The 8,416-nt window shown below is 64.8% G+C and carries 9 protein-coding genes; 6 read left to right on the top strand and 3 right to left on the bottom strand.

The window, feature by feature from the left end; all coding sequences use genetic code 11:
* On the bottom strand, window positions 1–323 hold a 323-nt coding region (locus AC1D00_RS15735; protein ID WP_477011306.1), incomplete at its 3' end, for a metallophosphoesterase.
* A 104-nt stretch (window positions 324–427) separates the two neighbouring features.
* Between AC1D00_RS15735 and AC1D00_RS15730 the strand changes: the two genes are divergently transcribed.
* From AC1D00_RS15730 to AC1D00_RS15705, 6 genes are all read left to right on the top strand, one after another.
* On the top strand, window positions 428–919 hold the full coding sequence (locus AC1D00_RS15730; RefSeq protein ID WP_135177907.1) for an NUDIX domain-containing protein: 492 nt from the start codon (window positions 428–430) through the stop codon (window positions 917–919).
* 61 nt (window positions 920–980) lie between these two features.
* Entirely contained in the window at window positions 981–1,928 is a 948-nt protein-coding gene (locus AC1D00_RS15725) for a glycosyltransferase family 2 protein (protein ID WP_477011305.1), read from the top strand.
* A 123-nt stretch (window positions 1,929–2,051) separates the two neighbouring features.
* Window positions 2,052–2,567 carry a GNAT family N-acetyltransferase gene (locus tag AC1D00_RS15720; protein ID WP_271576577.1) on the top strand — a complete coding sequence of 172 codons (516 nt, stop codon included), beginning with the start codon at window positions 2,052–2,054 and terminating at the stop codon, window positions 2,565–2,567.
* Between the two features lie 36 nt (window positions 2,568–2,603).
* A complete protein-coding gene (locus AC1D00_RS15715; RefSeq protein ID WP_477011304.1) occupies window positions 2,604–3,275 on the top strand; it encodes a methyltransferase domain-containing protein in 672 nt (223 codons plus the stop codon).
* Window positions 3,276–3,309: 34 nt separating this feature from the next.
* Window positions 3,310–4,464, top strand: a complete 1,155-nt coding sequence (locus tag AC1D00_RS15710) for a hypothetical protein (RefSeq protein WP_477011303.1) — start codon at window positions 3,310–3,312, stop codon at window positions 4,462–4,464.
* 55 nt (window positions 4,465–4,519) lie between these two features.
* Window positions 4,520–5,005 (top strand): GNAT family N-acetyltransferase, encoded by a 486-nt coding sequence (locus tag AC1D00_RS15705; RefSeq protein ID WP_477011302.1) that lies wholly within the window; start codon window positions 4,520–4,522, stop codon window positions 5,003–5,005.
* A 155-nt stretch (window positions 5,006–5,160) separates the two neighbouring features.
* Here AC1D00_RS15705 and AC1D00_RS15700 read toward each other — a convergent pair whose 3' ends face one another.
* Window positions 5,161–7,557 carry a TonB-dependent receptor gene (locus AC1D00_RS15700; RefSeq protein ID WP_477011301.1) on the bottom strand — a complete coding sequence of 799 codons (2,397 nt, stop codon included), beginning with the start codon at window positions 7,555–7,557 and terminating at the stop codon, window positions 5,161–5,163.
* A 152-nt stretch (window positions 7,558–7,709) separates the two neighbouring features.
* Complete coding sequence (locus AC1D00_RS15695) at window positions 7,710–8,114, bottom strand: DUF2946 family protein (protein WP_404558529.1); 405 nt, start codon at window positions 8,112–8,114, stop codon at window positions 7,710–7,712.
* Between the last annotated feature and the right edge of the window lie 302 nt (window positions 8,115–8,416).

The following is an 8,416-nucleotide window of genomic DNA, read 5'->3' as shown; positions in this document are numbered from 1 at the left end:
GCGCGGACATAGGCGTCGTGATTGCCGGGAATCGTGGTGACGCGGTCGGGCGGCCCGACGCCGTCGAGCCAGGAGCGCGCGGGCGCGAACTCCGCCTCCAGCGCCAGATTGACGAGATCGCCCGTCACCGCGATGTGGTCGGGCGTCTGCGCCCTGACGTCGGCGACGAGTGCGTCGAGCACCTCGCGGCGCTGGTACTTGTGGCGGTTGCGCGTCCAATTGACGTAGCCGAGCGCGCGCTTGCCGGCGAGCTCGATCAGCCGCGGCTTCGGCATGGGCGGCAGATGCGGGTCGGACAGATGGGCGAGCGTGAAGGGAGCCATGGCGCGCGATTGCCTCGCTATTGCGCCGCTGTAATGGCAAGGTCGCGGGCAACGTGCAAGCCAAGCCTCGCGCAAGGCCTGAAGAGGGGACTGAAGAGAGCCTGATGGAAGATCGTCTGAACCGCGTCCGACGGAAGTTCGAGCCGCTGCTGCGGCGAATCTTCCACGCCTATTTCCTGCTGGTTCGCGGCATGACCCTCGGCGTTCGCGCCGTAGTGCTGGATTCCGAGAACCGGGTGTTCCTGGTCAGGCACAGCTACATCTCCGGCTGGTATCTGCCCGGCGGCGGCGTCGATCTCGGCGAGACCATGGAGCAGGCGATGCGGCGCGAGCTCAAGGAGGAGGGTGACATCGACCTCACCGCGGACGCCATGCTGCACGGCATCTTCCTCAACAACCACGTCTCCCGTCGCGACCACGTCGCGGTCTACGTGGTCAGGCAATTCAGGCAGGATCGCCTGCCCGCGCCCAACCACGAGATCGTCGAATGCGGGTTCTTCGCGATCACGGCGCTGCCCGAGGGGACCACGCCAGGGACGCGGTTGCGGATCGCGGAGGTACTGGGCGGCCAGCCCCTGATTGCGACGTGGCGCTGAGGGCGGCCTGTGCTAGTAGTCACCGCGTCTGCGGTCTCGACATATGKACGAGGGATGAAGATTGCCTGAATCGACGAAGTCATGGCCATTTCGGGTCGCCGTGCTGGTTCCCTGTTACAATGAGGAAGCCGCCGTCGCCACGGTCGTCGCCGATTTCCGCAAGGCGCTGCCTGCGGCCGAAGTCTACGTGTACGACAACAACTCGACCGACCGTACCGCGACGATCGCGCGCGAGGCCGGCGCGATTGTGCGTAGCGAACGGCGCCAGGGCAAAGGTCACGTCGTGCGCCGCATGTTCGCGGACATCGAGGCGGACATCTACGTGCTCGTCGATGGTGATGCGACCTACGACGCGCCGAGCGCTCCGTGCATGATCGACAAGCTGCTCGATGAGCATCTGGATATGGTTGTGGGGCTCCGTGTCGATCAATCGCAAGCGGCCTACCGACGCGGTCATCGCATGGGCAACCGGCTGTTCACCGGTTTCCTGGCGTCGACCTTCGGTCATGCCTTCAAGGACATGCTGTCCGGTTACCGCGTGTTCTCGCGCCGCTTCGTCAAATCCTTCCCCGTTTTGTCCGACGGTTTCGAGATCGAGACCGAATTTGCGGTCTATGCGCTGGAATTGTCGCTCCCGGCCGCCGAGGTCGAGACGCCCTATTACGCGCGTCCGGAGGGGTCCTTCTCCAAGCTCAATACCTGGCAGGATGGTTTGCGCATCTTCAACATGATGCTGAAGCTCAACCGATCGGAGCGGCCGCTGCGCTTCTTTTCGGCGATCGGCATCGTCCTCGCGCTGCTGTCGATCGCTCTCGGGCTGCCCGTCGTCATCACCTACCTCGAAACCGGCCTCGTGCCGCGCCTGCCGACCGCCGTGCTCTCCATGGGTCTGATGATCATGGCGCTGCTTTCGGCTTCGTCGGGGCTCGTGCTCGACACCGTGACGCGCGGCCGGCGGGAAATGAAGATGCTCGCCTACCTGTCCCAACCGCCGTTCGGGAGGAACTGAAATGGCCCCGGAGGCGGACGTAATCCCATGGACCACCGCCCTCCGAGGTGATATCCCGCCGACGCCGCCCGACTGTTTTTTCCGACACGAACCGATGATTCCGCTTGAACACGCTGTGACGCGATGAACGATCTCTCACTCACCATCCTGTCCGAAGCCGCCGGCGATGCTCAGGCAATCGAGCGGCTGCACGAACGCACCTTCGGACCCGGCCGCTTTGTGCTGAGCGCCTATCGCATCCGCGAGCACGTCGATCATGTGCTCGAACTGTCCTTCACCGCCCGCGTCGGTACGCTGCTGGTCGGATCCGTGCGGCAATTGCCGATCTGTGTCGGCGACACGCCGGCGCTGCTGCTCGGGCCGCTGACGGTCGAGCCTCCGTTCCGCGGCCGCGGCGTCGGCCGGCAGCTGCTCGAGCGCGCGCTGAAGGATGCGAAGGCGCAGGGCCACCGCCTGGTGCTGCTGGTCGGCGACGAGCCCTATTACAGCCGCGTCGGCTTCAAGCCGGTGCCGAAGGGACGGGTCACGATGCCGGGCCCGGTCGATTACGCCCGGCTCCTCGTCGTCGAACTCGTCGAGGGCGCGTTCGAAGGCGTATCGGGGCCAGTCGGTCCGGACTGGAGCAAGGCGCCAACCTGACGCGCCATCGCGTCGAAGCTCACGTGAGGTAGGGTAGTGCCGGTCGATCAGCAATATTACCGAGAGGTGGCGTCCGGGGGGACGGCGGAAAAGCTGCTCATCGCGGCGCGCGACCGTATATTCCAGGATTTCATCGCCCACATGCAGCCGTCCGCGTCGGACGAGATCCTGGACGTCGGAGTGTCCGACGTGATCAACGACGGCGCAAACGTGCTGGAAAGAAGCTACCCACATCAGCACAAGATCACGGCCTGCGGACTCGGCGAAGGAGTCGAGTTCAAGGCGGCTTTTCCGCTTTGCCGTTACGTGCAGATCGAGCCGAATACACGGCTGCCGTTCGACGACAACGAGTTCGACGTTGCGACGTCCAATGCCGTGCTCGAGCATGCCGGAAGCCACGAAAATCAGAGGCTCCTGGTCAAGGAGCTTTGCCGCGTTGCGAGGCGGGTGTTCGTAACGGTGCCCAACAGGTTCTTTCCGGTCGAGCACCACACGGCCATCCCGCTGGCGCACTACCTGGATGGCACCTTCAGGATCGCCTGCATGATCACCCGCAAGTCGGAATGGACCGACGAGCAGAACCTGATCCTGATGACGCGAAAGCGGCTGCTGGAGTTCACCGCGCTGATCGCCAGGCCGGCGGCGGTGGGCTACACCGGCTTGTCGCTCGGCCCGTTATCGTCCAATCTCTATCTTGCATTCCGCTAAAGCAGCCAGCGCCTCCCGCCGCGGCAAGATTCCAATGAAAAACATCCGTACGAGCAAAGCCGTCTTCGCCGTCTTGTTTCTCGCGATTCTGGTCGGCCATYTCTGGACCATGTTGCGATGGAATGAGGCTCGCGGCGTCTACGACGACATCTGCTACCTGCGGCAGGCGCATCTGTTCCAGAGGTTCGGGCTGGTCGGAGGCTTCGACACCAACCTTGCCCGCGACGACGATGGCTATCTGAAAGCAAAGCTGAAGGCGATCGACTACCCGAAATGGGACGATACGACCGATGCGCCCTGTCACAACTTGATGCCGGCCACAGGGAAGGTCGTCATCCAATACCCGCCGGGTGTCGGCCTCGTGTTGGCGTTGTTTCCGCCAGGTCACCAGGTCGCCCCCATGTACATGCTTGCGACCGCTGTCGTCTTCGGCTTCGCGCTATTTGCCCTCTCTCTCGCGCGCACCACAAGGTCGGTGCTGATGGTCGGGACGTTCGGCTGTCTTGCCATCTACGTGATGGTCAATCCGGTCAAGGCGAGCTATTCGATGGCCCCGACGGCCGTCGTGTGCGCGCTCGCAGGATGTCTCACGGCGCGATGGCTGACGAGCCCGCAATCTCAACCAAGGATCGGGCTGTTGGCATCCATCGGCTTCCTGCTCGGCTTGACGGTCGATTTCCGCCTGGCCAACCTCTTCCTGGCGTCCGGCTATTGTATGTTTCTCCTCGTCGCGTTCCTGGCGGAACGCACGATGCCGCGGTTCTTGCAGGGGGGCGCGTTCGGCATCGCGTTGCTGGCCGGCGTGGTGCCGACCATCGTCTCTTACGCCGTCAATGCCGGCAGCCCGTTCGCGTCGACCTACGGCAACAACCCCGATGTCAGGCCGCTGGATTTCTCGTTCRCGGTGATCCGGGACTATCTCGCCGACCCGCTCCAGACGTTGTTGATCGTTATCGGAATCGCGATCTCGCTCTGGCTGTTGCGGCAGCCGAATGGCGCTCGCCGTGTCGCACAGCTCACGATCGCCAATCTGGCGATCAATCTCGCCTTCTTCCTCACCTATCCGATCGCGACGCCATACTACACCATCCCCATTTCTCTCCTGACGCTGTGGAGCCTGCTGTTTGCCCACCTCTTCCAGGAGGCGGCAGAGGATGCCCCTGAAGCGGCCGCTTGGGCCAAAGCGTGATGAATTCAGGTGGGTGCATCTGCGGCGACAGGTTTGCCCGGAGGGCGTAGCGACGATGCAGGTGCGCCCCGCGGATATCGGTGAGATCGATCATCTCGCGCGCTTGTGGCACGACGTCTGGCATGAATCGCATGTGGCTTTTGCGCCGCCTGAGCTGATCCGACTCCGTACCGTCGCGAGCTTTCGCAATCGGCTCGCGGTCATGCTTCCCGATGTCTGCGTCGTCGGCCCGGCTGGAGCGCCGCTCGGCTTGTGCGCTCTCAGGGGTGACGAATTGTACCAGCTTTTCGTGTTGCCTGCGGCGCACGGGGCGGGTGTGGCGGCGGCGCTGATCACTGATGCGGAAGCACGGCTCGCCGCGCGCGGCGTGGAGCTGGCGTGGCTGGCATGCGCGGTCGGAAACATGCGCGCTGCGCGGTTCTACGAGAAAAGCGGCTGGCACAACGCCGGCACCTTCGTGAAGATGTCGGAGACCTCTAACGGACCGTTCCCCGTGGACCAGTGGCGCTTCGAGAAGCAGCTGGTGTGTGCGACTCCGTGAGTGGGAAGCGCAGCAACCCACCCCATCCTCCGTCATTGCGAGCGTAGCGAAGCAATCCAGAATCTTTCCGCAGAGGCAGCCTGGATTGCTTCGTCGCAAGAGCTCCTCGCAATGATGGTGCGTTTCGGGGCCCGCAGGCCCCGACCCGAGCAACGCTAGAACTTGAAGTTCGCGAACGCCCGCACGCCGATGCCGGGCATCAACACCTCGTCCTTGGTGTAGGACACCGAGTTGYGGATGTTCTCGTTGAGGAGATTGTTGCCGACGATGCCGGCAATCATCTCGCGCGCGCCGAACCAGTTGCGGTCGAGCTTCGTCTTGTAGCTGACCTCGGCCTTCAACAGATTGTAACCCGCCGTCGGCGTCTCCGCGATGACGGCCACGTTGTTCTGCGCGAAGGCGTGCAACAGGTTGACGCGCATCAGCCAGTTGTCGTCGCGCCAGAACACGCCGCCGCCCATTCGCAAGGGCGGAATGCGCGGCACATTGGTGCCGTCGGTGAAGGTGGCGCGGACCACGTCGAGCTGGTTCTCGATGCCCCAGATGCCGCCCTGGAATGCGCCGACATCGAGCTGCGACTGGAATTCGCCGCCGCGGAAATTCGCGTTCCGCTGCGAGTAGACCGCCTGGTTCAGTTCGGCGCCGGGCGTGCCGCAGGAGGCAAAGTCGTCGTCGCACATCACGCCGGTGAGGCGGCGATAGATGAAGTTGTCGAAATGCGTGTAATAGACGGTTGCCTCGAACCGGAACGGCCCCGTCGCCTTGCGCACGCCGACCTCGACCGACTTCGCGGTCTCGATCGTCAGGTTCGGATTGCCGATGTCGAACGTCGCGGTCGCATCGTGCGCGCCGCGCGAGAACAGCTCGGCCGCCTTCGGCGCGCGCTCGACATATTGCGCGGTGATGCTGCCGACCATGCCGCCCGGCAGGTCCTGCAACAGGCCGATGCTGCCGCTCTTCGGCGTGTAGGACGGATTGCGGGCAATCGCCGTCTGCGGCGTGCCATCGGGCAGGAAATCGGCCGGGAAGTCGGGCGTCGTGCCGTGCAGCTCGACATGCTCGATGCGGCCGGCGATCTGCGCCCGCGTCGCCTCGGTGAACTTGAACTCGTTGAAGGCGTAAGCAGCAACGCGCGTGCTGTTGTTGGGGTCCCACAGGCCGTTGAACAGCGTGCCGGGATTGTCCGGGCTCGGCGCACTCAATTCCTGATGCCCGACCTGGAAGCCCAGCGCCGTCGTCACCTCGGCGAAGCGCGCGTTGAACGGCATCAGCTGCACCTCGGTGCGGATCTCCTGCTCCTTGTTGGTGAAGGTCTGCCTGATGCCGTCGCTGTTGGGGTCGGCGGGATCGGCAAGGCCGATCTCGTTGTGCCGGTAGTCGGTCGCGCCGGCCCAGAAGCGGACGGTGTCGATTGCGGCTGTGTCGGGACGGTACTCGCCCTTGACGTTGATCTTGGTCTGGTGGCCGTCGATGCGCGTGTTGTGGTCGGCGCCGTCGATGCCGGGGATGTGGTAGAGCGAGTCGTTCTGCGTGATCGCGGCCCCGATATAGCCGCCCTGGAAGAAGTAGGAGCCGCCGATCGAGGCGCCGTCCGAGCGCGTTGCCGAGTTCGGCTGGCGGCCGTTGGCGACGGATCGCGTCTGGTCGTTCAGATAGGGATAGCTCGGGATGCCATAGTCCGTGGTGGTGCGGCCATAGGCGTCGGCATGGAAGGCGAAATTGCCGCCGCCGGTGTCGAGCAGCACGCCGCTCTCGACGCCGCGATCGACCGAGCTGAACGCCGTACGCGTCTCGGCCGTGACGCAAGGCGAGGTCGCGGCGGTCGCCAGCGGCGCCTTGGTCGGCAGGCCCCAGGTCTGGAACGATGCAGCGCAGCTCGGCAGCGCATCCGGAATCCGGTTGTTGGTGGCGCTGACGACGMCGCCGATCGAGGTGGAGCCGTAGCGGAGCGCAGCCGGCCCGCGCACCACCTCGACCTGGTTGGTCGCGAGCGGATCGATCGGGACGAAGTGATCCTCGCCGAGGTCGGAGGCACCGCCCGAATTGGTGCCGTTCTCGACGATGCCGACGCGGTTGACGTCGAGCCCGCGGATGATCGGCCGGCTGGAGGCGCCGGGCGCGAAGCTCGAGCCGGTGATGCCCGGCTTGGAGAACAGGAGATCGCCGAGCTGGCCGCCGCCCTCGCGGCGGATCTCCTCGTTCGGCACCACCGTGACGGTGGCGAACTGGTTGGTCACGATGGGCAGCACGCCTTGCTGAGGTGTCGCGGCGGTGACTGCTGCCGGTGGTGCAGCTTCGGCCGTGTGTTGTTGGCTGCGCGACCGTCCGCTGCGCGCGATACGGACTGGGCTGCGGGTCGGTACCACCCTCCGCACGATGGGGCTCGGCGCCGTCACGGTGACGGCGGGGATCTCGGTCGACGACTTGTCCTGCGCAGTCTGTTGTACCGGTTGTTGTACTGGTTCTTGGGCGAACGCCGATGTGGTGGCGGCGCCGAGCAGGAGCAGGCTCGCTCCGGCGAGATGCTGCACGCGTCGCAATTCAAATGACATGGTCCTGATTCCAGTCAGGCGCCGTCCGCAAGATGTTTGTTGATCGGAGGCGGCCTGCCGTCGCGGCGCGACGGAATTCGGCTTCAACTTCTCCCGGGCGATCGTCCGCGCGTGGCGCGGCGAGCCCGGGTGTGATCAAGCGATGTCTGGAGTCAGGATGCGGGTGGGGCGCGCGGCTGGAACGCCGTGCCGGCCGATTTCAGATGGATGAACTCGGCGTCGGTGGTGCGGTGGAGCAGCTCGATCGCCTGCGGCAGCTCCAGGAGAGGCGGCGTCGAGAACAGGACGGTGCCCGCCATCGCGACCAATGCGCAGATCGCGCAATTGTCCTCGCCCGGCTGCTCGCGGTCGGGTGCTGCGGGCGATTGCTTCTGGACCGCGGCGCGGTCGTTCGAGGCAACGCCGCTGCTGCCGTCGGTCTGCTGGAGCGAGGACTGGGCGAGGGGGGCGGCCTGGGCGAACCAGTGGCTGTGGCCGAAGGTCAGCGCGAATTGCACCAGCATCGCGAACAACGCGAGCCGGGCGCCGTGCCTGATATTCGACCGGAACCACTTCATCTGGAAACGCCACCCCACATCGCGAGGCATCTCTCCCCGAGATGTCGCGATGTTATAATGTAACATCGCCAGATCGGTCTGTGGATGTCAACGGCAAGCGGATCAACGGGCGCAGGCAGACGATCCGATGTGTCGTTCGGGCAACTAGAGCGAGATGGGTTGAACTCGAATCGAGTTCGGCCAACAGTGGTGTTCTCTCCCTTCCCTCTCCTTCGGGGCAGGGGAATCGCATTTGAGAGCGGTTCCCGCGGCCATCCTTCGAGACGCCCGCTTTAGGCGGGCTCCTCAGGATGAGGGCGGCG

This window comes from Bradyrhizobium sp. P2_E8 (assembly GCF_056403875.1).
The sequence above is the reverse complement of the archived record's forward strand: the minus strand, read 5'-3'. Positions and strand labels throughout refer to the sequence as shown.